Annotated in this window: 22 protein-coding genes and 1 pseudogene; 12 read left to right on the forward strand and 11 right to left on the reverse strand. The window is 64.5% G+C overall.

Annotated features, from left to right (window positions below):
* Positions 1 to 192: 192 nt before the first annotated feature.
* From RMO25_RS10930 to RMO25_RS10940, 3 genes are read left to right on the forward strand one after another with little or no spacing between them, the layout of a single operon-like run.
* On the forward strand, positions 193 to 1,371 hold the full coding sequence (locus RMO25_RS10930; RefSeq protein WP_309662629.1) for an efflux RND transporter periplasmic adaptor subunit: 1,179 nt from the start codon (positions 193 to 195) through the stop codon (positions 1,369 to 1,371).
* A gap of 32 nt (positions 1,372 to 1,403) precedes the next feature.
* Entirely contained in the window at positions 1,404 to 4,790 is a 3,387-nt protein-coding gene (locus RMO25_RS10935; protein WP_309662630.1) for an efflux RND transporter permease subunit, read from the forward strand.
* 31 nt (positions 4,791 to 4,821) lie between these two features.
* Positions 4,822 to 6,078, forward strand: a complete 1,257-nt coding sequence (locus RMO25_RS10940) for a DUF445 domain-containing protein (RefSeq protein WP_309662631.1) — start codon at positions 4,822 to 4,824, stop codon at positions 6,076 to 6,078.
* 33 nt (positions 6,079 to 6,111) lie between these two features.
* Here RMO25_RS10940 and murA read toward each other — a convergent pair whose 3' ends face one another.
* The 3 genes from murA to RMO25_RS10955 form a co-directional block, all read right to left on the reverse strand.
* Positions 6,112 to 7,395: a UDP-N-acetylglucosamine 1-carboxyvinyltransferase gene (gene murA, locus RMO25_RS10945; RefSeq protein WP_309662632.1), complete on the reverse strand. Its 1,284-nt coding sequence runs from the start codon at positions 7,393 to 7,395 to the stop codon at positions 6,112 to 6,114.
* A 155-nt stretch (positions 7,396 to 7,550) separates the two neighbouring features.
* Positions 7,551 to 7,883 (reverse strand): ATP-dependent Clp protease adapter ClpS, encoded by a 333-nt coding sequence (gene clpS, locus RMO25_RS10950; protein ID WP_309662654.1) that lies wholly within the window; start codon positions 7,881 to 7,883, stop codon positions 7,551 to 7,553.
* Positions 7,884 to 8,032: 149 nt separating this feature from the next.
* Complete coding sequence (locus RMO25_RS10955) at positions 8,033 to 8,788, reverse strand: phasin family protein (protein ID WP_309662633.1); 756 nt, start codon at positions 8,786 to 8,788, stop codon at positions 8,033 to 8,035.
* Between the two features lie 123 nt (positions 8,789 to 8,911).
* Here RMO25_RS10955 and gmk point away from each other — a divergent pair, with 123 nt between their 5' ends.
* Positions 8,912 to 9,574 (forward strand): guanylate kinase, encoded by a 663-nt coding sequence (gene gmk / locus RMO25_RS10960; RefSeq protein WP_309662634.1) that lies wholly within the window; start codon positions 8,912 to 8,914, stop codon positions 9,572 to 9,574.
* Here the strand turns inward: gmk and RMO25_RS10965 are convergent.
* From RMO25_RS10965 to RMO25_RS10990, 6 genes are read right to left on the reverse strand one after another with little or no spacing between them, the layout of a single operon-like run.
* The gene (locus tag RMO25_RS10965; RefSeq protein ID WP_309662635.1) at positions 9,571 to 10,263 is read right to left on the reverse strand and encodes an ATP12 family protein; all 693 of its coding nucleotides are present in this window, start codon (positions 10,261 to 10,263) and stop codon (positions 9,571 to 9,573) included. The genes gmk and RMO25_RS10965 overlap by 4 nt on opposite strands.
* Before the next feature lie 13 nt (positions 10,264 to 10,276).
* Complete coding sequence (locus tag RMO25_RS10970) at positions 10,277 to 10,501, reverse strand: hypothetical protein (RefSeq protein WP_309662636.1); 225 nt, start codon at positions 10,499 to 10,501, stop codon at positions 10,277 to 10,279.
* A complete protein-coding gene (locus tag RMO25_RS10975) occupies positions 10,494 to 11,168 on the reverse strand; it encodes an HAD-IA family hydrolase (protein WP_309662637.1) in 675 nt (224 codons plus the stop codon). The genes RMO25_RS10970 and RMO25_RS10975 overlap by 8 nt, the downstream gene beginning before the upstream one ends.
* Positions 11,165 to 12,292: an RluA family pseudouridine synthase gene (locus RMO25_RS10980; RefSeq protein ID WP_309662638.1), complete on the reverse strand. Its 1,128-nt coding sequence runs from the start codon at positions 12,290 to 12,292 to the stop codon at positions 11,165 to 11,167. The genes RMO25_RS10975 and RMO25_RS10980 overlap by 4 nt, the downstream gene beginning before the upstream one ends.
* 10 nt (positions 12,293 to 12,302) lie before the next feature.
* A complete protein-coding gene (locus RMO25_RS10985; protein ID WP_309662639.1) occupies positions 12,303 to 12,671 on the reverse strand; it encodes a ribose-phosphate pyrophosphokinase in 369 nt (122 codons plus the stop codon).
* Entirely contained in the window at positions 12,668 to 13,348 is a 681-nt protein-coding gene (locus RMO25_RS10990; RefSeq protein WP_309662640.1) for a DUF4893 domain-containing protein, read from the reverse strand. The genes RMO25_RS10985 and RMO25_RS10990 overlap by 4 nt, the downstream gene beginning before the upstream one ends.
* A gap of 123 nt (positions 13,349 to 13,471) precedes the next feature.
* On the opposite strand from RMO25_RS10990, the gene rarD reads away from it, so the two are divergent.
* Genes rarD through RMO25_RS11005 form a run of 3 tightly spaced genes read left to right on the forward strand, consistent with a single transcriptional unit; the run spans position 13,472 to position 15,215 of the window.
* Positions 13,472 to 14,398, forward strand: coding sequence for an EamA family transporter RarD (rarD, locus tag RMO25_RS10995; protein ID WP_309662641.1), 927 nt, complete (start codon positions 13,472 to 13,474; stop codon positions 14,396 to 14,398).
* A gap of 35 nt (positions 14,399 to 14,433) precedes the next feature.
* Complete coding sequence (locus tag RMO25_RS11000) at positions 14,434 to 14,976, forward strand: hypothetical protein (RefSeq protein ID WP_309662642.1); 543 nt, start codon at positions 14,434 to 14,436, stop codon at positions 14,974 to 14,976.
* 17 nt (positions 14,977 to 14,993) lie between these two features.
* The gene (locus RMO25_RS11005) at positions 14,994 to 15,215 is read left to right on the forward strand and encodes a hypothetical protein (protein WP_309662643.1); all 222 of its coding nucleotides are present in this window, start codon (positions 14,994 to 14,996) and stop codon (positions 15,213 to 15,215) included.
* Here the strand turns inward: RMO25_RS11005 and RMO25_RS11010 are convergent.
* Positions 15,212 to 17,026 (reverse strand): class I poly(R)-hydroxyalkanoic acid synthase, encoded by a 1,815-nt coding sequence (locus RMO25_RS11010; protein ID WP_309662644.1) that lies wholly within the window; start codon positions 17,024 to 17,026, stop codon positions 15,212 to 15,214. The genes RMO25_RS11005 and RMO25_RS11010 overlap by 4 nt on opposite strands.
* A gap of 93 nt (positions 17,027 to 17,119) precedes the next feature.
* On the opposite strand from RMO25_RS11010, the gene RMO25_RS11015 reads away from it, so the two are divergent.
* Genes RMO25_RS11015 through RMO25_RS11025 form a run of 3 tightly spaced genes read left to right on the forward strand, consistent with a single transcriptional unit; the run spans position 17,120 to position 19,582 of the window.
* The gene (locus tag RMO25_RS11015; protein ID WP_309662645.1) at positions 17,120 to 17,737 is read left to right on the forward strand and encodes a trimeric intracellular cation channel family protein; all 618 of its coding nucleotides are present in this window, start codon (positions 17,120 to 17,122) and stop codon (positions 17,735 to 17,737) included.
* Between the two features lie 42 nt (positions 17,738 to 17,779).
* Complete coding sequence (locus RMO25_RS11020; RefSeq protein WP_309662646.1) at positions 17,780 to 18,958, forward strand: LL-diaminopimelate aminotransferase; 1,179 nt, start codon at positions 17,780 to 17,782, stop codon at positions 18,956 to 18,958.
* A 45-nt stretch (positions 18,959 to 19,003) separates the two neighbouring features.
* Entirely contained in the window at positions 19,004 to 19,582 is a 579-nt protein-coding gene (locus RMO25_RS11025; RefSeq protein WP_309662647.1) for a hypothetical protein, read from the forward strand.
* A 54-nt stretch (positions 19,583 to 19,636) separates the two neighbouring features.
* Here the strand turns inward: RMO25_RS11025 and RMO25_RS11030 are convergent, their stop codons facing one another.
* Positions 19,637 to 20,641 (reverse strand): amidohydrolase family protein, encoded by a 1,005-nt coding sequence (locus RMO25_RS11030; RefSeq protein WP_309662648.1) that lies wholly within the window; start codon positions 20,639 to 20,641, stop codon positions 19,637 to 19,639.
* A 102-nt stretch (positions 20,642 to 20,743) separates the two neighbouring features.
* Here RMO25_RS11030 and glpX point away from each other — a divergent pair, with 102 nt between their 5' ends.
* Positions 20,744 to 21,721 carry a class II fructose-bisphosphatase gene (glpX, locus tag RMO25_RS11035; RefSeq protein ID WP_309662649.1) on the forward strand — a complete coding sequence of 326 codons (978 nt, stop codon included), beginning with the start codon at positions 20,744 to 20,746 and terminating at the stop codon, positions 21,719 to 21,721.
* Between the two features lie 37 nt (positions 21,722 to 21,758).
* A pseudogene (locus RMO25_RS11040) lies at positions 21,759 to 22,061 on the forward strand (single-stranded-DNA-specific exonuclease RecJ); the annotation flags it as partial.

Below are 22,061 nucleotides of genomic sequence, written 5' to 3' on the forward strand. Positions count from 1 at the left end.
CACCCCACATTGGCGGCGTCGAATTTAGTACATGCGCCAACGCGCCTTCGCGGAGCAAGTGCCGCCGTTGGTAGAAAAACCGTGGCAAAAGCAAGCCGGCCATCCTGAGGTTGCGGTCGGTGAGTTATTGCGGTAATACAGCTGCGGCACATCAAGGCCGTGGGATTCGCGATCAGGGCTAGAGATTTGAACATGAATCGGGAAACGGGGTTTCATTCGTCCGACACGCTGCTCGTGGTCGACGGCGCGCGCCGCAAGCGCATGTGGATCATCGGTGTCGCCGTGGCCGCCCTGGTAGTGGTCGCGTTCGCGCTGATGATGATGATGCGCAGCAGCAAGGAAAGCGCCGCCGCGGCCGAGGCCGCCAATAGCAAGGGCCAGGTTCCTACCGTCACGGTGATCGTCCCCGGCCGCAGCCAGGTTGCCCGCCTCGTCACCGCCAGCGGCGCCCTGGCGGCGCAACGCGATCAGCCGATCGGTATTGCCGGCGAAGGCGGATTGGTCACGCGCGTGTTGGTCGATGCCGGCAATTGGGTCCGCGAAGGCCAAGTACTAGCGACCGTCGACCGCTCGGTGCAGAGCCAGGAAGCGGCCCAGCTCGGCGCCCAGATTCAGGTCGCGCGGGCCGATGCCGCGCTGGCCGCGAACGAGCTTGAACGCGCCCAGGCACTGGTTTCCCGCGGGTTCGTTTCCAAGGCCGATCTCGATCGCAAGCGTGCCGCCCGAGACGCAGCGGCGGCACGGGTCCGCGTCGCCCAGGCTCAGTTCGGGGCGAGTCGCGCCCGCGTCGGCCGCCTCGACATCCGGGCGCCCGCCAGCGGCCTGATCCTCGCCCGTTCGGTCGAAGTCGGCCAGGTCGTCGGCGCCGGTGCCGGCGCGCTGTTCCGGCTGGCCGCTGGGGGCGCGATGGAGATGCGCGCGCAGATTCCGCAACAGGACATCGCCACGCTTCGGGTGGGCATGCCCGCCAGCGTCACCCCGATCGGGCTTGATCGCACATTTGCAGGCACGGTACGGCTCGTCTCGCCGGTGATCGATCCGCAGTCGCGCCAGGGCGAAGTTCGCATTGCCGTGGCCTACGATCCGGCGATCCGGCCGGGCGGTTTTGCCGAAGCGCGGATCAGCAGCGGCACGACAACCGCGCCTCTGCTGCCGCAGAGCGCCGTGCTGAGCGACGAGCAAGGCAATTATGTCTACGTTATCAACACCAAGAACGAAGTCGAACGACGCCCAATCAAGATTGGGGCGGTCGACGATTCGGGAGTGACAATCATCGAAGGGCTGAGCGGCCAGGAAGCGGTTGTTCTGTCAGCCGGCCCGTTCCTCAACCCCGGCCAGAAGATCTCACCAAAACGTCAAGCCGCACCCTGACCTTCCGGCATGAACAGAAGAGCTAAAACCGCATGAACTTTCGCAACATCTCTTCGTGGTGCATCCGCAACCCGGTCTTTCCAATCGTGTTGTTTGTCGGGCTGATGCTTGCCGGCCTGATCGCGTTCTCCCGGATGCAGGTCAACAACGCGCCAGATATCGATTTCCCGGCAGCGATCGTCTCGGTCTCGCAGCCTGGCGCCGCACCGAACGAGATGGAAACGCAGGTCACGCAGCGCGTCGAATCGGCGATTCGCGGGATCACCGGCGTCGACGAGATCAACAGCACCATTAGCGAAGGCAACAGTTCAACCTTCGTATCCTTCGCGCTCGGCACGCCGACGGACCGGGCGGTGAACGACGTCCGAAATGCGATTTCGCAGATTCGCGGCAGTCTTCCCGACGGCATCGTTGAGCCTCAGATCACCCGCGTCGACGCCGAGGACGAGCCGATCATGGTCATGTCCGCGCAAACCGCCGACATGACCCTTGAGCAACTCAGCTGGTACATCGACAACACGATCGCCAAGCGCCTCCTGGGCGTCGAAGGCATTGCGGCGGTCCAGCGTGGCGGCGGAGTCGATCGCACGATTCGCGTTATCCTCGATCCGGCGGCGCTCCAGGCGCAGGGTATTACCGCCGCGCAAGTCAATCAGCAGCTTCGCCAGAGCAACATGAACGGCGCTGGCGGCCGAGCCGAAATCGCCGGTTCCGAACAGTCGGTTCGAGTGCTCGGCAATGCCCCGGACGCCTACCAGCTTTCACAGACGCAGATTTCGTTGCCGGGTGGCCGATTCGTGAGGCTCGTGGACCTTGGCCAGGTGAAGGATAGCAACTCCGAGCAGCGCTCGATCACCAAGATGAACGGCCACCAGGTCGTCACCTTTTACGTCCAGCGCGCCAAAGGTTCGTCCGCGGTGACGGACTACACCGCCGGAATGGCCGAGCTAAAGAAGCTCGAGAAGGAGAATCCGAAGGTTCGCTTCACGGAGATCGTCAACCGGATCGACTATACCAAGGCCCAATATACATCGGCGATGGAAGGACTGATCATCGGCGCCGTCCTCGCGGTGTTCGTCGTGTTCCTCTTCCTCCGGGATATCCGCGCAACGCTGATTTCCGCGCTGGCAATCCCGCTGTCGGCGATCCCTGCCTTCGCATTCATGAGCATGATGGGCATCACCATGAACTTCATGTCGACAATGGCCATGGGGTTGGTTGCCGGCGTTCTGGTCGATGACGCGATCGTCGAGATCGAGAACATCGTGCGACATATGCGCATGGGCAAATCCGCCTATCAGGCGTCGGTCGACGCCGCCGACGAGATCGGTCTTGCCGTCCTGGCCACCACCATGGCGATCGTCGCGGTGTTCCTGCCCGTCGCGCTGATGCCCGGCATCGCCGGTCAATATTTCAAGGCGTTCGGCTTCACCATCGTCCTGTCGGTGTTGATGAGCCTGCTCGTCGCGCGCATGATCACGCCGCTCGTCGCCGCCTATTTCCTGCGCTCGCACGGCGTCCAGCCGCACGCGGCGTTCAAATGGATGGACGTCTACCTCAAGGTGCTCAACTGGAGCCTCGACACGTCCAAGGCGAATAAGCTGCTGGCAAGGCTGCCGAAGCCAGCGCGGAAGGCCGGTTATTATGTCCTTGGCGGGCTGCTGGTGCTGCTCATCGTTGGCACCTTCGGGGCCGGAACCGCCGGCGCGATGAAGCTGCTTGGCACGCTGGGATGGAACGGAGCGATCATGTTCGTGATCGCGCTGCTGGTCGGTGGCGTTATTGCTTACGGCGCCGGCAAATTGATCGGATTCCTGGTCCAGATGGTCGGCGGTCATTTCGCCGATTGGCAAGCGACGATGGCGGCGCGTTGGAATGCGCGACTGCACGACCACCGCGTGACCATGGTCGGCGGCGGTATCGCCACGCTCCTGTTTAGCATCGTCCTCTTCGGCACGTTGCCGCTATCATTCTTCCCGCCGGAGAATGACGACTTTGCGCGGGTCAACATCACTTTGGCGCCAGGATCTACGATCAAGCAGACCGAGGTTGTGGTCGACAACGTCGCGAAGATCATTGGCAGAGATCCGAGTGTTGAGCGGGTATTCGAACGGGTCAATGTCGGCAATGGCCGGGTTAGCATTGTCCTCAAGAAAGACCGCAAGCTCACCAGCACCGAATGGCAGCGGTCGCTGTCGCCAACCCTGGCCGAAATTCCGGATGCGCGCGTCAGCTTCGAAAGTCAGAACGGCGGCGGGCCGGACCGGGATTCACGCGACATCATGCTGTACCTTGGCGGCGATAATCCGGATCAGTTGACCAAGGTCGCCAACCAGCTTGTCAAGGAAATGGCCACGGTACCAGGGCTTCGGGCGCCGCGGGTTGGAAGCAACCTCGCGCAGCCGGAAATCACCATCAAGCCGCGGTTCGATCTCGCCGCGGATCTTGGTGTCACCACCGCGGCGTTGAGCCAGACCATCCGCATCGCAACGCTTGGCGACATCGAGCAGAACAGCGCCAAATTCTCGCTATCCGACCGGCAAGTCCCGATAACCGTGTCGCTTTCCGAGAATGCTCGTCGCGACATTCAGACTCTGGAAAACCTGCCAGTCCCGACATCGTCCGGCGGCTCCGTGCCGCTAAAATCAGTGGCCGCTATCGGCTTTGGTGCTGGGCCAACGGCGATCAACCGATCCAATCAGCTTCGCCGGCTGTCGGTCGGAGCGGATTTCGCCCCGGGCGTCGTCGAAGGGGACGTGTCGGCGAAGGTCAATCAACTGCCGACGATGAAAAACCTGCCGCAGGGCATCCAGAAGATGAACCTGGGGAACCAGAAATGGCAGGCGGAGCTGTTGGTCAACTTCGGTATCGCCCTCGTCTCGGGCGTGCTGTTGGTATTCGCAGTGCTCGTCCTCCTCTACCGCCGCTTCCTCGCGCCGTTCGTGAACATGGGATCGCTACTGCTCGCGCCGCTCGGCGCGGCGGCGGCGCTCCACATCGCCAACCAGCCGGTGTCGCTGTTCGTGCTTATCGGCATCCTGATGCTGTTCGGAATCGTCGCCAAGAATTCGATTTTGCTGGTCGATTTCGCGGTCGAGATGATGAACCACGGCATGCCCAAGAACGCGGCGATCTGGGAAGCTGGGCACAAGCGCGCTCAACCAATCGTCATGACGACCGTGGCGATGGTGGCCGGCATGTTGCCGACCGCGATTTCGATCAGCGGTGACAATAGCTGGCGCGCCCCAATGGGCATCACGGTGATCGGCGGGCTGATCTTCTCGACCATCCTGACACTGCTCCTGGTGCCCGCCTACTTCTCGATCGCGATCTCGGTCGAAGCGCGGGTCGCCCGCTTGTTCAACCGGTTCGTCGGCGAAGACGCGCATCGCGGTAGCGACCCCGTCCCGGCGGAGTGATTTCACTTATCGACGCCGCTATGGCGATGCGATGACCTCAACCGCACGCAATCGGTTCAACCCGTCACAGCCTGGCGCAGCGGGCATGAAGGCGGCCGCTACCGGCCTGTTGGTGGTCATGGCGGTGGTGTTCGTCGCCGCTCGCGCGTTCGAACCCGGCTACCCCCAGCTGGGCTGGGTCAAGGCGTTCGCTGAGGCCGCCATGGTCGGCGGGCTGGCCGACTGGTTCGCGGTAACGGCCCTGTTCCGCCACCCGCTCGGCCTGCCGATCCCGCACACCGCCATCATCCCGCGCAACAAGGACCGCATCGGCGAAGCACTTGCATCGTTCCTCAAGGAAAATTTCCTGATCGCTTCGGTGGTGGCGCGGCGCATGCGCCACATCGACCTCGCCGGCGCCGCCGGCCGCTTCCTGCGCGCGCCCGAAGGCGAAGGCACCCGCATCCGCCATGGCGCGTCGCGGCTGATCGCCGACATTTTCGAAGGATTGGACGACGAACGGCTGGGCGGGATCATCAAAAGCGCGATTTCGTCGCGGCTCAAGACCATGGATGTTTCGCCGGTGCTTGGCCACGCTTTGGCATCGGCGATCAACGAAGACCGCCACGTGCCGATGCTCGAAGCCGCGATCCGTTGGTCCGCTCGCGTGCTAGATTCGAACGAAAGCCTGATCCGCGAAATGGTTCGCAAGCGCACCAGCTGGATCCTCAAGCTCGCCGGGATCGACACCAAGCTCGCCGATTCGATCATGGACGGGTTGCGCAAGCTGACGGTCGAAATGTCGACCGACCCCGCCCACCCGGTACGCCAGAAGATCGAGGAGGCGCTGGCGCAGCTCGCCAACGATCTTCAGACCAAGCCCGAAACGCGCGAGCGGGTCGAGGCTCTCAAGGATGAATTGCTCGCCAACCGGTCGATCAGCCTGTGGCTCGACACGTTGTGGCAGAAGGGGCGCGAGGCGATCATCCGCGCCGCCCGCAACCCCGATACGGCGATGGCCGGCAAATTGGGCGACGTGCTCAAATCGATGGGAACCACACTCGAAGGCGACCCGCGCATCCGCGGCGCGATCAACCAGTTCGCCCGCCGCGCCGTCGCCGGCCTGGCCGCGAGCTACGGCAGCTCGATCGTCAAGCTGGTGTCGGAAACGGTGCGCGGCTGGGACGCCCGGACGATCACCGCCCGGCTGGAAAGCGCGGTCGGCCGCGACCTCCAGTACATCCGCATCAACGGTACTTTGGTCGGCGGCCTGGTCGGGGTGATCCTATACGGGCTGGACCGGCTCTAGATCGCCTCCCCTTTCCTTCAGGGGAGGGGAAAATCAGCCGCTCGTCCGCCGCTCGATAGTGGCGCCGACGGCGGAGAGTTTCTCCTCAAGCCGCTCGTAGCCGCGGTCGAGGTGGTAGACGCGCAGCACTTCGGTTTCCGCGTCGGCGGCCAGCCCGGCCAGCACCAGGCTCATCGACGCGCGCAAGTCGGTCGCCATCACAGCGGCGCCGGTCAAGCCTTCGACGCCGTGAACCAAGGCCGAGCGACCGCGGACCTCGATATTGGCGCCCATCCGGCGCAGTTCGGGAACGTGCATATAGCGGTTCTCGAAGATCGTTTCCTCGAGGAAGCTTTCACCCTCGGCGAGGCTAAGCATGGCCATGAACTGCGCCTGCATGTCGGTTGGAAAGCCCGGGAACGGGGCGGTAGACAGCGCCAGCGGTTTCAGTTTCCCGTCGGCGCTGACCTTGATGCCCTTGTCGTGGAATTCGACGATCAGCCCGGCGTGGGCGAGCGCGTTGGTGATCGCCAGCATGTCGTCGGGCCGGGCGCCGATGAGGTCGATCGAGCCGCCGGTGATCCCGGCCGCGCAGGCATAGCTGCCGGCTTCGATGCGGTCGGGCATGACTTCGTAGGCGGTGCCGTGGAGCCCCTCGACTCCATCGATAATCAAATGGCCCGAGCCGATGCCCTCGATCTGGCCGCCCATCGCCACCAGCAAGTTGCACAGATCGACGATTTCCGGTTCGCGCGCGGCATTGAACAATTGGCTGCGGCCCTTGGCCAGGACAGCGGCCATCAGCGCGTTCTCGGTCGCCCCGACCGACACCACCGGAAAGCTGAAGTCGCCGCCGGCGAGACGGCCCTTGGGCGCCGACGCCTTCACATAGCCGGCGGCGTGCTCGATGTCCGCGCCCAGCGCTTCGAGCGCTTGCAAGTGGAGGTCGATCGGGCGGTCGCCAATCGCACAGCCGCCGGGCAGCGAAACCGTCGCCTCGCCGGCCCGTGCCAGCATCGGCCCCAGAACCAGGATCGACGCGCGCATCTTGCGGACCATGTCATAGGGCGCAATGGTCGAAGCGATTTCGGCCGCCTGGAGCGTCATCCTGCGGCCGATCTCGCCCTTCTTGACGCCTTCGATCATCGTCGAGACGCCAAGCTGGTTGAGCAAGTGGCCGAAGCTGTCGACATCGGCCAATCGAGGCAGATTGCCCAGCGTCAGCTTCTCGTCGGTCAGAAGCGCGCAGGGCAGCAGTGTCAGCGCCGCGTTCTTGGCCCCGGAAATGGGTATCTTACCTTCGAGGCGCTGGCCGCCCTTGATCCAGATGCTGTCCACCGCCGCGGCCTAGGTCGAACTCCCCTCCCTTTCAAGGGAGGGGTTGGGGGTGGGTGCGAGCGGTCAGCGAGCCTTGGGAAGTCATCGATCGAACGGCATCGAGCCGCACGATCGATTCCCCGCCCCTAGCCCCTCCCCTTAAGGAGAGGGGAAGGTTACGCCTTCTCCAGCGTGCACTGTAGCGGGTGCTGATTCTCGCGGGCGAAATCGATCACCTGGGTGACCTTGGTTTCGGCCACTTCGTAGGTAAACACGCCGCAAATCGCGAGTCCCTGCTGATGCACCTGGAGCATCACCCGGGTCGCGTCTTCGATACTCATCGCAAAGAAGCTCTGCAGAACCAGAACGACGAACTCCATCGGCGTATAGTCGGCGTTGAGCATCAGCACCGTGTAATTGGACGGTTTTTTGGTCCGCGGGCGCGTCTTCGTAGCGACGCCGGTCTCGATATCATCGAGGCCGTCGTCATTTCCGGGCTCGTTGGCCATCATTGTCCAGCGCATGCTCATCCTGACCCATGAATATGGCAACCGCTTAACATGCTGCAAGCCACAGCAGGCAAAGCGGACATGAAAAAGGCGGCCGCCCTTGGGGAAGGGCGGCCGCCGGCATTACCTGACTTCAGGAGGGGAGGGTGTCAGGCAACGATAGTGTTGATGCGCTCGGCATTGGCGGTCGCGCGATTCGACAGCGGCTGGAACGCCTTGCCGGCGAGCTTGACCATCGATTCGGTCATGCGCGAGGTCTCGGCGACCATGCGGTCGAACGATGTGCGGGCAAGCTCGCTCTGAAGCTGCACGAACTCGGTCGGCGACTTGGCTTCGGCGAGCGAACGGATCGCGTCGGCGGCCTGCTCGGCGCCCTCACGGGTGCGGGCAACGGCGTCCTGGCCGATCGAGCGTGCGCCTTCGGCGGCCACGCGGCCGGCCTCGACGATTGCTTCGACGTTGGCGCGGGCGAGCTCAGTCAGTTCCTGAGCAACCTTCTGCGACTTCTTGGCGACTTCCTGGCCGCGCTCACCGGTCTGGGTGAACATCGCCTGGAAGGGCGAATTGCCGGTGAAAGCATTGAAGCCTTCGAACATGTTGGTGGGCGTGAAGTTCATGGTTGGGATCCTTGGGTTGAAAGCGGCCGCGGCGGGCTTACGAGCCGCAGTGCTGGTGGTACGAACAGTCTTGGCGCGACGGCTCTTGCGAGCGGCGATGGCCGACTTGGCGGTCTTGGTAACGCGCTTGGCGACCCGCTTGGTGCGGCGAGCAGTCGCCCGCTTGGCAATCTTGGCGGTCTTGGTCGTCTCGGCGACAACCTGCTTGGCGGTATCGGTGACGGCCTTGACGACCTTCGCAGGTGCATCAACGGCGGCGTCGGACTGAATCTGGGTTTGTGTGGTCATGGTCATTTCCTCTATATGCTGCAGTGCACAATAAGCATTGCGCTGCGGCATTTCAAGCGAAAAATGGTGCAGTGCAACATTTGACCGCTTGACGGCCACGGCTCACCCGAAGCAAGAGCGGTCATGGACCTGCCGATCGACGAACAATCCGGGCGCCGCCGCCGTGGCCTGCTGATCGTGCTGTCGTCGCCGTCGGGGGCCGGCAAGTCGACGATTTCGCGAATGCTGCTCGAATCCGACTCGACCATCACCATGTCGATCAGCGCCACGACTCGCCCGATCCGGCCCGGCGAGCAGGATGATGTCGATTATCACTTCGTCAGCGATGCCAAGTTCGATGCGATGATCGCCGCCGGCGATTTCGTTGAATGGGCACCAGTGTTCGGCCACCGCTATGGCACGCCCAAGGTGCCGGTGAAGGACGCATTGCGGGACGGCCGCGACATTTTGTTCGACATCGATTGGCAAGGCACCCAGCAGCTCCATTCGGCGATGGGCGAGGATTTGGTCCGGATCTTCCTGTTGCCGCCGTCGTTAGCCGAGCTCGAGCGGCGCCTGCACCAGCGCGGTACCGACAGCGGCGAAGTCATCGGCGATCGCATGTCGCGCGCGGCCGGCGAAATCAGCCACTGGGCCGAATATGATTATGTCCTGGTCAACAGTGAGACCGAATCCTGTCTCGCCGATGTCCGGGCAATCGTTGCCGCCGAACGGCTGAAGCGGTCTCGACAGGCGGGGCTGGTAACCTTCGTCCGCGACCTGGTTGGGACTCGCGGCGCCGCTTAGGCGAGCAGCGCCAGGAACCGGGCAGCCGCAAGAAAATCCGAATGCCGATTGGCCAGCGCCGTCTCGGCTTCGGCGTCTGAACCCCACTTCTCGATCTGCCAGCGCTCGTCGATGCTGACCGCATGCCACGCCTGCTCGGGCGTCAGCGCGCTCTCGAGCACGGCCAGTGCAGCGATCAGCGAACCGCCGATCGTCACCAGCGGCGACAGGCCGGCGAGATGGAATGGATCGAGCTCGCCGACGGCATGGGCCAACCGGTCGACCGTCGCCTGCGGCTGATCGACGTGGACGATGCCGGTCGTGGTGGAGAAATCGACATCATAGCGCCGCCGCGCCCAGGCGAGCAGTGCATCCCAGCTGTCTTTTTGCCAGCCGACCAAAGTCTCGGGGCCCTCGGCGCGATAGCAAGCGAGATCGCCTTGCGCATATTGGCCCAGGTGAGCGGCGAACGTGGCGCGATCGGGCTCGATGCGATCGATCGCGGCATTGGCCAGGCCAGTAAGCGGCATCGCGCGGGGCCTGATCGTTGTCTCGGCATTCGACCACTCGCGCGCGACCGCTAGACCGAGCGCTTCTGTGGGAACCGCGAGCATCGCTCGCCCCGGGGTGCGCAATGGCTTGGAATCGAGCTCGACGCCCCATCCCTTCCCTACCGGTACCGTCCGCGCGACTTTCCAGAAACGCTTCACCGCCAGATCCGCTTCACTGGACGTCCTCGCGCTCCCATAGTTTCTTGAGGAAACGCGGCGCGAACACGGCGTCAATCAGCCCGCCGACAGCAACAATCAGGCCGACCGCTGGCCAGCCGCCTTCGCGTAACAGGCCGGTGTAGGCGATCGCGACCCCGAGGAAGATCAAGGCCAGCCCCGCCAAGCGTAGTAAGGCAAAAAGGTGAAAGCGGCGCTTCCAGATGGCTTCGTCATCCATAGAGTTTTTCCTTGGCCCGTTCGATCACAGCGAGGGCGTCGAGCGGGTGATCGGCGACCGCCGCCGCGCCGGCGTCGAGCAATTCATGCGCGTCATGATAGCCCCAACCGGCGCCGATCCCCGTCGCGCCAGCCGCGCGGGCCATGCCCATGTCAAAGGACGTATCGCCAATGACCACGGTCATCTCCGGCCTGGCGCCGGCGTCGGCCATCGCCTGCAGCACCATCGAAGGATGCGGCTTTGACGGGTGCAAATCCGCGGTTTGCAGCGAGATGAAGCGCCGCGTGAGCCCGTGATTTTCAAGACAATATTGGAGGCCGCGCGCCGACTTGCCGGTGGCGACGGCGAGCCGCCAGCCGTCCGCTTCGAGGGCGTCGAGCAATTCCACGATACCGTCGAACAAGGGCTCTTCGACCCGGCCTTCGGCGCGGGCGGCGAAGAATTTGGCCTTGTAGGTCTCGGTCAGTCGCGCATGCACGTCGCCGCTGGCTTCGGGGATCAGCGCCGCCATCGCTTCAATCAGGCTGAGGCCAATCACCCGGCGGCTCTCGTTGAGCGGGGGCACGGCCAGGCCATGTTCGGCAAAGGCTTCCGTGACCGCCGCGTAAATCGTTGCACTGCTATCGACCAAAGTCCCGTCGCAATCGAAAATCGCGAGGCGGTTCACGTCTTTTTGCCTCGACCAGTCGACCCCCGCGCCGGCTTGGCGCCACCGCGGCTACGCCGCTCGCCCTTGCGCTCGCGGCGACGGGACTTGGCGGCGGCGGCTTCGCGGCGCTGCTTGACCTCCAGCGACTTGGCCGGATCAGGGCGGTCGAGCGGCAGCATGTCGCCGGCCATCGGCTCGAAACCCAGTGTCGCGAGCGTTTCGGCGAAATGCGGCGGGACCTCGGCGGTGACATCGATCGCTTTGCCGTCGGGTGAGTCGATGCGGATACGGCGGGCATGCAGGTGAAGCTTGCGGCTGATCCCGCCGGTCAGAAACGCTTCCGGTCCGCCATATTTGGCATCGCCGACGATCGGATGACCGATCGCCGCCATATGCGCGCGCAGCTGGTGGGTACGGCCGGTCAGCGGCTGCAATTCGACCCAGGCCGTGCGGTTGCCGGCGCGCTCGATCACCCGCCAGCGGGTCTTGGCCGGCTGCCCCGCCTCTTCGCTGACGTGCATCTTCTCGCCGCCGGTGCCGGGCTGTTTGGCCAGCGGCAGGTCGATCAGGCCTTCCTCGAGGCTCGGTACGCCGACGATCAGCGCCCAATAGACTTTGCGCGCGGTGCGCCCGGCGAACGCCTTGGCGAAATGGCCGGCGGCCCGCGCCGTCCGCGCCACCAGCAGCGCGCCCGAAGTGTCCTTGTCGAGCCGGTGGACCAGCTTGGGGCGCGCGCCCGCATCGTCGGCAAGCCCGTCTAGCAGCCGGTCGAGATGGTGATGGGTCTTGGTGCCGCCCTGCGTCGCGAGGCCCGGCGGCTTGGCGAGCACGAACGCGTACGGGTCCTGGTAGATCACCATCTCGCGAACCAGTTCGATTTCTTCTGGGGTCAGCAGTTCGATCTTGCGTTGTGGCCGCGGCGCGCTCGCCGGCGCGGCTTCGGGTGGCGGCAGGCGGATTTGTTGCCCGGCTTCAATCCGGTCGCCCGGCGTGGCGCGCTTGCCGTCGAGGCGTAACTGGCCGGTGCGGGCCCAGCGCGAGACGATGTTGAAACTGACGTCGGGTAGGTTGCGCTTGAACCAGCGGTCGAGGCGGATGCCGTCATCGTCCTCGGTGATGGTAAAGGTGCGCGGGTCGGCCATGGCCGCGCGCTTAGCTTCTGTGTCGCCAATAGTCGAACGCCTGGCGCTGCAGGTTGTCGATCAGCCGTCGCGCCAGCGGGCCTTCCCACGGACCGGCATAATTATGGCTGGACGCCCCGCCGTCGACCCACCAGCCTTGGCCGGGCATGCCGTCCGACTGCCGCACGACCAGCACCGCAAGCTCGGGTTCGCCGCGCTCCGCGCCATCGCGATCGACCGCGCCCAGCACTTTGCACAGCGCCCGCATCTTGGGCCGGGAGAAAGCGTGGCCCAGCTGGTTTAACAGTTCGGAGTAAGTAATCGATTCGCCGGCGGCCGCCGCGGCGAGCAAGTGCGCGCGAACTTCCGCGGGGTCGGCGAGCCGTCCCGCCGCACTCATTTTGGTTGGTCGGCGACCGGGGTCAGTTCGAACACATCGAGCTTCGACGTGCTTTGCGGCCAGGGAATCACCAGCCGCCAGCGGAACGGGGCAATGCGTTCGAACACGCCGGCCATGTCGCGCTTGGGATCGTCGCCATAGGCCAGCGGCTGCTGCTGGTCGCCGAGCGCCAGACTGCCAAGGTAGATCAGACGGTCTGGCTGGTCGTCTTCCCACAATCGCCCCGCCGGTCGCTGGCTGCCAGTCTGTTTGACGATGGTCAGCAAATCATCTTCGACCTGGACGTAGCAGAAGAACGGTTTGAAGCGCTCGAACGCCACGGCCTTCGCATTGGCTTTGCCGAGCTTGATCAGGCGGCAATTATAGCTCCCAGGCGTTGGCGCCGGGCGCGGCAGCGCACCGCGCGGATCGAGCAACACCCCTTCTCTTCGAATATCTCCGGCAAAGCCCGGCTTGGCCTCGGCCAGCGCTTGCTGCCAAGCCAGTCCAAGCCGCGAGATCCGAGTCTCGTCGGCCGTCGTGGCGATTTGCGTCCAGGCTTCAGACTTAGGCGGGGGTTCAACCACCACCGTTGCGCCCGTCCGTTGCACCGGTTTGGGCTGCATGGCGCACCCGGACGTGATGGCGACGAAGCCCAACAGGCAAGCGATTCGCAGGAAGGATGACAGCAATTGCACGGGCATCGGACCTTATTACGAAACGCGACGGTGCAAAGTGACAGGCTGCGCCCCTGGTTTCAACCAACGCCCCGTTCAGCATGAGCTTTCACTTCGCGCTGAGCGCGGCTAGGCGCGCGTCGAATGAACGCCGCCGCCACTCGAGCCCAGCCGCATCCGGAAGCCCGGCGCGGTTTTGCGTTCGGCGTCGCCGCCTACAGCCTGTGGGGCGTCCTGCCGATCTACTTCAAGGCGCTGACCGCAGTTGGGGCCGTCGACATCGTCGCCCATCGCATTGTCTGGTCGCTGCCGTTTCTTGCGCTGCTATTGTTCGTCAGCCGCGGCTGGAGCCAAATTCGGCAAGCCATCCGGCGCCGTCGAACGCTGCTGCTCCTGCTATCGACCGCGACGCTGATCGGCATCAACTGGCTGCTCTATGTCTACGCCGTGACCAGCGGTCACATCCTCGCCGCGAGCCTCGGTTATTATCTCAACCCACTAGCCAACGTCCTGCTGGGGAGATTTATCCTCAAGGAGCGCCTGTCCTCGCTACAGTGGGTCGCCATCGCCATCGCTGCCGCCGGCATTCTTGCCCTCGCCGTCGGTGCGCTTGGCCAGCTGTGGATCAGCCTCACTTTATGCGTCAGCTTCGCCACCTACGGCCTGCTGCGCAAGATTGCCCTGGTCGACGCGGTCGCCGGGCTCGGCATTGAAACCGCATTGCTGTTCCCGCTGGCGATCGGTTGGCTGGCCTGGCGCTTCGCGGTCGGTGCACCGCTACTCGGTAGCACAACCAGCGACACGACGCTCCTGATCGCTGCCGGCGTGGTTTCGACGACGCCGCTGTTGCTGTTCACCGCCGCCGCGCGGCGCTTGCCTTATTCGACGCTTGGGATGCTGCAATTCCTCGCTCCGACGCTGCAATTCCTGTGCGCGGTGTGGCTTTATGGCGAACCGTTCGGCCGCGCCCATGCGATTGCCTTCGGGGCGATTTGGGCAGCGCTGGCGCTATACCTGGTCGAATTGATCCGCGCGCCGCGTGCGTCCCAGGCACCGCAAGCACCGGAATGAGGGAACCGTAACGCCCTTGCCGCATTGCTAGCGGCATGAAACGCATGCTTCTTGTCAGCGCCGCGGCGCTGCTATTCGCCGGGTGCGACACAATGCTGCCCGGCCAATCCTATCCGTCCGGCCAGCCCTATCCGCCCGCCTATCCCGGCGACGCCTACCCGCCTGCCCCGTATCCGCCGGGTCCAGGTTATCCCGCGCCCAACCCTTATCCGCCGGCCGGCTATCCGCCGGGGCCGCAACTAAGCTGTCCGGTAACGTCCTCGCGGGACTGGACGGCACGGGTCGATATGACGTCTGGTCCAGGCGTGGCGCCGACCCTGATCGTGACTGGCAAAGTGATAACGCGAACCGGGGGCTATCAAGTCACCTTCGATCGAACCTTGCAGGTCCGCAAGACCTATCCAGCTCAAGCCTTCGCGACGGTGATCGTTTATCCGCCGTCGGGCGACGCTGGCCAGGCCCCGGTTACCCACGACCTTCGCGGCGAATGGCCGCTGCGGCAGCCGATCAGGACGGTGGAAATTCGCTGCGGCAATGAAACGCTGGCGAACATCACGCCTGTGGCAACCGCCCGTTAGCTGCTAAGCAACGCGTCATGCTCAACCTCGCCTCGCTGATCATCGGTGTCGTCGCCCTCATTTTCGCGGTGGTCGCCTTCCTGCCCCTACTCGGCTGGGCGAACTGGTTGATCATTCCATTGGCGGTAATCGGCGCCGCCGTCGGCATGGCCTCGCGCGGGACGGCGGGGCGCAACCTCAACCTGTTCGTGATCGTCGTTGGCATCGTCCGGCTTATGCTCGGCGGTGGAATCTTCTAGCGCTCCTTGACGTAGCGGCCGGGGGCGTCCTCGATGGCCTTGCGTTTTCCCTTGCCGGGAACCCGCGCGCCCTTGGCCGCGACGCTCTTCGGATCCTGCTCCTTGAGCCACGCCAGCCAGTCCGGCCACCAGCTGCCCTTATGCTCGGTGGCGCCGTCGACGAATGACTCCAGCGTGCCGGCCGGTTTGTCATTGACCCAATATTGATACTTGCCCGCGGCAGGCGGGTTGACCACGCCGGCGATGTGGCCCGACCCGGCAAGCACGAAGCGCTTGTCGCCGGTGAAGTGGTTCATAATTTTCCACACGCTTTGCGGCGGCGCGATATGGTCTTCGCGGCCGGCCTGGATGTAGCTTGGCGTCGCCACCTTACCGAGGTCGATCGGCGTCCCCGCGACGCTGATCCCGCCTTTCTCGACCAGCTTGTTTCCCTGGTATAGCGTTTCGAGATAGTTGCGGTGCCAGCCGGCCGGCAGATTGGTGGTGTCGCTGTTCCAGTGCAGCAGGTCGAACGGCGGCGGCTCCTCGCCCAGCAAATAATTGTTGACCACATAGCTCCAAATGAGATCGCGGCCGCGCAGCAGGTTGAAGGTCGCGGCCATGTAGCGGCCGTCGAGGAAGCCCTTGTCGGTGGTCAATTGCTCAAGCAGCCCCATGACTTCGGGGCCGAGAAACATCTTCAAATCGCCGGCTTCGGCGAAATCGACCTGGGCGGTGAAGAAGGTCGCCGATTTGACCTTGGCCGCCTCGCCCTTGGCGGCGAGGTAAGCGAGCGTCGCGGCGAGCGTCGTGCCGGCGACGCAATAGCCGATGGCGTGGACTTGTCCGACGCCGAGAATGTCGCGGATAGCGTCGATCGCGTCGATCTGCCCGCCCAGCACATAATCGTCGATCGACACGTCGGCGATGCTTTCGTCGGCCGATTTCCAGCTGACCATGAACAGTGACAGGCCCTGATCCACGCACCATTTGACGAAGCTTTTTTCGGGGTTGAGGTCGAGAATGTAGAAGCGGTTGATCCACGGCGGGAACACGACCAACGGGGTTGCCAGCACCGTATCGGTAGTCGGCGTGTACTGGATCAGCTGGTACAACGGTGTTTCGTGGATGACCTTGCCCGGCGTCGTCGCGAGGTTCCGGCCAACTTCGAATGCGCCTAGCTTGCTCTGGGTCATCTGCCCGGCGGCGATGTCCTTGAGCATGTTGGCGAGGCCCTTGAGCAAATTCTCGCCGCGGGTTTCGATCGTCCGCTTCAGAACCTGCGGATTGGTCAGCGCGAAATTGGACGGGCTCATCGCATCGACGAAATTCCTGGCCGCGAACTTCAGTTTGTGACGGGTTTCGTCGTCGACATTCTCGATCTCGTCGACCGACCCGAGCATCCGGTCCGACAGCGCGAGATAGGTCTGGCGAATGGTGTCGAATAGCGGGTTGTCGCGCCACTCGGGCGCGGCGAAGCGGCGATCCTTCACCTCGGCCTTGGCGGGATCGACGCCGAGCATATGACCCCAGGCTTCCAGACCCTTGGCCCACGCCTGGGCGCCGGCGGTCATCAGGGCCATCGGGTCCTGGGTCATTCCTGCTTCGGCGCCAGTTCCGCCGGGCATGCTGAAGCCGAACGCACTCGGGCTGGCCATACCGGGCATCGCGTCCCAGCCGGCGAACGGCTGGCTCTTGCTGCTGCTGCTGTCGAGGCTGTCGGCCCAGGCCTGCATCAGCATTTGCTGGGCGCGGCCCATCACCAGCGTCCAATGCTGCCAATCCTCGAGGCTTGGCATGCCGGCCGCACCGGCTTTTGTTTCTTCGGTCATGCCCTTCCCTTTACGCGTCATTGCGAACGAAGCGAAGCAATCCAGCGCAATCCTGGATTGCTTCGCCGCGGCACTCCTCGCAAAAGACGGCCAATGGGCCTGACACCAATCCACGGTACGCTCGAGCTGCTCGATTATTTCGGTATCCTGGTGTTCGCCGTATCGGGCGCGCTGCTCGCCGCCGAGAAACGCCAGACGCTCGTCACCTTCATCTTCTTCGCGGTTGTCACCGGGGTTGGCGGCGGCACCATCCGCGACCTGTTGATCGGCGCCCCGGTGTTCTGGGTCCATACCAATTGGACCTTGCTGCTGTGCATTTTCGCCGCGCTCGGCGTGTGGCTGACGTCGCAGCAGAAATGGAGGGGCCGCGCTTTGGCCTGGTTCGATGCCGCCGGGCTTGCCGCTTATGCCACGTTCGGCGCGGCCAAGTCCTTGAGCTTCGGCATCGCGCCGGTCCCCGCCTTCGCCATGGGCGTCATGACCGCTTGTGCTGGCGGCATCATCCGTGACGTTCTGGCCGACGAGCCATCGATCCTGATGAAGCCCGAACTTTACGTCACCGCCGCCGCTCTGTCTGCCGGCTTGTTCGTCGCTTTGGTCCTGCTCGGGGCCTCCGGCATATTGGCCGCAATCATCGCCGCCGCGGCCGGATTCGCCCTGCGCGGCGCCGCAATCCACAGGGGCTGGTCGCTGCCTGCCTACAACGGTTGAGCCGCCCTTTCGCACTGCAGCATAATCTCTATGAATGGCGCGATGGACGAGACTTTCTACCGCATCCGGCGCCTGCCGCCCTACGTCTTCGCCGAGGTCAACGCGATGAAGGCGGCGGCGCGCGCGCGTGGTGAGGACATCATCGATCTCGGCATGGGCAACCCCGACGGCGCCCCGCCGGCCCATGTCATCGCCAAGCTCGCCGAAGTCGCGGCCAAGCCCAACGCTCATCGCTATTCGGCGAGCCGCGGCATCCCCGGCTTAAGGAAGGCGCAGGCGGCCTATTACCAGCGACGGTTTGGCGTCTCCGTCGATCCCGATACGGAAGTGATCGTCACGCTGGGCAGCAAGGAGGGCCTCGCCAACCTCGCCCAGGCGATCACGGCGCCCGGCGACGTCGTTCTGGCGCCCAACCCGAGCTACCCGATCCACAGCTTCGGCTTCATCATCGCCGGCGCCGCGGTGCGCTCGATCCCCGCCGCGCCTGGCGAAGACTTTTTCCGCCGGCTCGAAATGGCAATGCGCTACACCGTCCCGCGGCCCAAGGTGCTGGTGATCGGCTATCCGTCCAACCCGACCGCCTACGTCGCCGATTTGGCTTTTTACGAGCGATTGGTCGTTTATGCCCGCGAGCACGACCTGATCGTCATCTCCGACCTCGCTTATGCCGAAATCTACTTCGGCGACGTGCCGACCCCGTCGATCCTCCAGGTCGAGGGCGCCAAGGAGGTCGCGGTCGAGTTTACGTCAATGTCCAAGACTTATTCGATGGCCGGTTGGCGGATCGGCTTTGCGGTCGGCAACGCGCGGCTGATCGAGGCGCTGGCGCGGGTCAAATCCTATCTCGATTATGGCGCCTTCACCCCCATCCAGGCGGCCGCGACCGCCGCGCTCAATGGCCCGCAGGAAATCGTCGCCTATAACCGAGCGCTCTACAAAAAGCGCCGCGACGTGCTGGTCGAATGTTTCGGCCGCGCCGGCTGGGACATCCCGGTGCCGCAAGCATCGATGTTCGCCTGGGCGCCGATTCCGGAGGCGTTCCGCGAGCTCGGGTCGATGGCGTTCGCCAAGCGATTGCTCACCGAAGCGCAAGTCGCGGTCGCGCCAGGTGTCGGCTTCGGCGAGGAAGGCGAGGGTTTCGTCCGCATCGCCCTGGTCGAGAATGAGCAACGCCTGCGCCAAGCCGCGCGCGGCGTGAAGCGGATGCTGGCCAAGAGCTGACAAGCCGCATGGTTGCCGGCGCGAGACTTTGCTACACTGCGGCCGGTGACCGCCATCGATCAAACCCGCACCACCGACGACAATCGCTCGCGGTGGATCAGCGCGGCGGGCGTGGCGATGATTGTGCTCAGCGCCGGCGCCGCGCTGCTGCCGGTCGAAAAAGGCATATCCAGCTCGGTCGTCGGCGTGTTGCTGCTGCTCGCCGGCCTGATCGAGCTTGCCGCCGGGCGGATACGCCGCGAAACCCGCTACCTCGCCATCCTGGCCGGGGCCGTCACGGTCCTCGCCGGCTTGCTGTTCCTCCTCAATAGCGAATCGAAATTCTTCCCGACCGTCAACATCGTCATCGGCTGGCTGGCCTTGCGGAGCATCATCCTGGGCGTCAAAAGTCGCCGCGTTCACGGCTCCGTCCGGACCTGGACTAGCGTCGCGGCGGCGACCGATTGCCTGCTCGCTCTGGTCCTGATCGTCGGCCTGTCACTGTCCAGCGTGGTCGTCCTGCTGTTCGGTCCGACCCCGGCCGTCGTCGCCAGCTTCGCCTGGATCGTCGCGCTGAGTTTCGTCGCCACCGGCCTGTTGTTGCTTGAGGTTGCGAGCTGCGAGCGCGGCGGGCTGGACGGCTAGATCCGCGCGACCGCGCATGTTCCTAGCTATCGACCCCAAGGACGTCCGGCGCGACTAGAGGCCTTTCGCCTGTCGCGCGCGCTCCTGCGGGGTCAGTCGCAGAAACCGGGCCGCGTTGTTGTAAAGAATGTCGCGCTTTTGCCGCGCGGTTAGGAATGGTGCGTCCTCGATCACTTTGACCGAACGCTCGATCACTACTGGCCATACCATCTGGTCCGACCCGAACATCACGCGGTTGGCGAACCCCGCTTCGACGATCCGCTGAAGAAAGCGATAAAAGGCGGCGCGCGGTTGGGTAAAAACGATCACGCCGGTGTCCACATGAACCTGCGGATGAGCGTAAAGCAGGGCCAGTAGGTCGTCGACCATCGGATAACCGGCGTGCATGATATCGACGCGAAGGTGCGGGTGCCGAACCAGCACCTCTTCCATAGACAGCGCGCTGTGCATCCGCGCGCGATATCCGCTGGCACCCATGTAGATGACTCCAAACGGACCCGGGCCGACGTGAATGGCGACCGGAATATCGAGCCGCTCGGCAAGTGCCCAATAGGGTTCGAGCCGGGGGTCAGTGGGTTCGATACCTTCGTATTGGGTGGTGAGTTCACCGATCACGTCGAGCGCCCCGGCCGCATGCAGCCGCTCCAGGTCGCCGATCGAAATGTGGTCACTAATGCCGAACGACAAGCCCGGAATGAAGCGGCCGGGCGCCGCCTCGCGCCAGGTCGCAACCCGCGCCGCGGTTCCCGACAACACGCCGTAGATGTTGCGCCGCCTCATGGCCGCGATCGACTGGTTCATCACTTCGACGTCGGTCTTCGGTGACCACACCGGGTTAGGACATTTGGGATGCTTCAGCCGGGCCATGAACGCTTCGGAGTAAGGATGGCGCTGATCCCACGCCGGAAATTCCACGAACGGCGTACACATCCCCATCGGTGGAGGCCCCTGCGGGTCGGCGGCGAGCGCGTGCATGTGGACATCGAGCACCGGCAGCGGCGGTGCCGCTTTTGCAGTCCCGCTTATCACCATCAGCACAGCGGCAACCCAAATTCGCATCGGCTTGCCCTCCTCGGCCCGAGTAGACCGCCCCGCGGACGCCTCGACAAGCCTGTTTCGGCTGCCTATCGCTCAGCCGTCAATCAAGGAGCGCTTTCTCCCATGTCGAACCGGCACGTTACCGCCTCGTCCGTCCTCGACCGTGTGCTGGTGCTGGAGATGGTGCGGGTGACCGAGGCGGCGGCGATCGCGGCCGCGAAGCTGATCGGGCGTGGCGACGAGAAAGCGGCGGATCATGCGGCGGTCGAAGCGATGCGGGCGGCATTGAACGAACTGCCGATGGACGGCACGGTAGTGATCGGCGAGGGCGAGCGCGACGAAGCGCCGATGCTGTTCATCGGCGAGCGGGTCGGCAGCGCGCAGGGCTCCGGCCCCAAGATCGACATCGCGCTCGACCCACTGGAAGGCACGACTATCACCGCCAAGGGTGGCCCCAACGCGCTCGCCGTGCTGGCCATCGCCGAGCAGGGATGCCTGCTCAATGCGCCCGACGTCTACATGGACAAATTGGCCATCGGTCCCGGCTATGCCGCGGGGACGATCGACCTTGCTCGAAGCCCGTCCGACAACATCCGCTCGGTTGCCAAGGCGAAAGGCGTCGACCCGTCGGAGATCAACGTCTGCGTGCTCGACCGGTCGCGCCACGCCGAGCTGATCGCCGAATTGCGCGCCTTAAGCTGCGGCATCCAGCTGATCCCCGACGGCGATGTCGCAGGCGTAATCGCCGTGGCCAACCCGGAGACCGGGATCGACGTCTATATGGGCACCGGCGGGGCGCCAGAGGGGGTGCTTGCCGCCGCCGCCTTGCGCTGCGTCGGCGGTCAGATTCAGGGCCGGCTGCTGTTCCGCAACGACGACGAAATCGCCCGCGCCCGCCGTTGGGGGATCGACGATCTCGACCGCATCTACGCGCTCGAAGACATGGCCAAGGGCGACTGCATCTTCGCCGCCACCGGGGTCACCGACGGTTCGCTGCTCGCCGGTGTCCATGTCCGCAAGGCTTGCGTGACCACCGAGAGCATCGTGATGCGCGCCAGCTCGGGCACCGTGCGCCGCGTGACCGCCGAACATCATCGCTAGCTCTGGACCCGCGCTCGCCCGGGGCTACAATCCTCAGGTGAATTTCGCACTGAACGTCGAACGGTCGGTCAGCGGCCAGCCGTGGCGCTGGCGCCGCTCCGGGACCGAGCCAGGATTGGCGCCCGATGCGCTGATCGACGAATTGCTGCAGTCCCGCGGCGTCGAGCGCGACGACCTCGCCCGCCACCGCCTGCCGACCATCCGCGACTTCCTCCCCGACCCGTCGGTCTTCCAGGACATGGACAAGGGGGCCAAGCGCCTCGCGGACGCGGTCGAGGCGGGCGAGGCCATCGCCATCTTCGGCGATTACGACGTTGACGGCGCGACTAGCGCGGCGCTG

Origin of the sequence: Sphingomonas sp. (genome assembly GCF_031361285.1) — a bacterium.
Lineage (GTDB): Bacteria > Pseudomonadota > Alphaproteobacteria > Sphingomonadales > Sphingomonadaceae > Sphingomicrobium.